The organism is Mesorhizobium sp. M4B.F.Ca.ET.089.01.1.1 (genome assembly GCF_004022605.1).
GTDB lineage: Bacteria > Pseudomonadota > Alphaproteobacteria > Rhizobiales > Rhizobiaceae > Mesorhizobium > Mesorhizobium abyssinicae.
On the sequence record NZ_RZOS01001041.1, the window covers coordinates 1 to 785 of the forward strand.

The 785-nt window shown below is 62.5% G+C and carries 1 protein-coding gene; it reads right to left on the bottom strand.

Going from position 1 to position 785, the window contains the following annotated elements; translation table 11 throughout:
• Positions 1-785: HWE histidine kinase domain-containing protein (locus EN780_RS35890; RefSeq protein WP_128276580.1), on the bottom strand; the 785-nt coding region annotated here is incomplete at both ends.

The following is a 785-nucleotide window of genomic DNA, read 5'->3' on the forward strand; positions in this document are numbered from 1 at the left end:
CGCCGTACTTGGCGGCGTTGGTGGTGAGTTCGTGCAGTGCCATGGAGACTGCAAGCGCCGCGCCTGGCGCCAGCCGGACGGGGGGACCTTCGATCCGGAAGCGGTTTTCTCCGCCCGCATGCGGCTTGACCGTATCGGAGACGATGTCGCCGAGATCCGCGCTCTGCCAGTTTTCGCGCGTCAAGATGTTCTGCGCGTTTGCGAGATTGATGAGCCGCGCGCCGAACGCTTCCCGCGCTTCGTCCAGCGTCGAGGCGTGGCCGAGGGTCTGGGAAGCGATGGACTGGACCACCGCCAGCGTATTTTTGACGCGGTGGTTGAGTTCGGACATGAGCGTTTTGCGATGTCTTTCCGACTGCCTGCGCTCGGTAATGTCCTCGATGGCGAGCAGGATAAGCTCCTCGCGTCCGGCTGCCTGGGACAGTTTGCGGGCATTGAGCAGCATGGAGCGCCGCCCGATATCGCGAAATTCATGCTCTACCTCGTAGTCAGTCACCTCCTGATTTTTCGACAGCACCTCGTCGAGAAGCGTTCGCAGCGCGGGGATGTCCCATTGTCCATTGCCGAGACCGTACAGCAGGCTGCCTAGGGTGTCCTTCGCCGCAACCCTGAACAGCTCATAGAAAGCCGCATTGGCCGACTGGACGTGAAGTTCGGCGTTCAGGACCAGCAAGGGCTGCCGCACCGTGCCGACGATCGCCTCGGCATAGATCCTCGCCTCGTTGACCGCCTCGGCGGCTGCCTGCGTTCGGTGATGTCGTTGAAGGTGATCACGACGCCGGCGA